Source organism: Pseudomonas sp. SB113, assembly GCF_040754745.1.
GTDB lineage: Bacteria > Pseudomonadota > Gammaproteobacteria > Pseudomonadales > Pseudomonadaceae > Aquipseudomonas > Aquipseudomonas grimontii.
Genome location: NZ_JBFMHW010000258.1, coordinates 1 through 380, shown reverse-complemented (window position 1 = coordinate 380; position 380 = coordinate 1). Strand labels below are relative to the sequence as shown.

At 51.1% G+C, this 380-nt stretch carries 1 protein-coding gene; it reads left to right on the top strand.

The features are described from left to right. Nucleotides 1–54: 54 nt before the first annotated feature. A partial coding sequence (locus AB1462_RS32460; RefSeq protein ID WP_367249233.1) for a hypothetical protein occupies nt 55–380 on the top strand: 326 nt, incomplete at its 3' end.

The window sequence follows — 380 nt, the reverse complement described above, 5'->3', positions numbered from 1 at the left end:
ACTGTCGCCTTACGTGAGTAAGAAAACTCACCCTTGTCAGTATGAGGGGACAGTATGAATCAGGCCGACCACGCAGTTTTTCTGCTTCTGAACGCAGGAAGTGAAACCTGGGGGCTAACCGCCTATATCGCATATTTTTTTGCGAAATATGGCATCATCCTGATCCCGGTCCACCTTGCGGGGCTTTGGTTTGTCGGCAATCGCTCGGTTCGCCGGCAGGCACTGATCCTTTTAAGCGCACTCATAATCGCAATCGGCACCAGTTATCTGATTGTAGCGATTTATGATTCACCGAGGCCATTCCTGATACCCATCGGGAACACCCTTATCGAGCACCGGTCGAGCCCGTCATTACCGAGCACCCAAGTTCTCGTGATTTT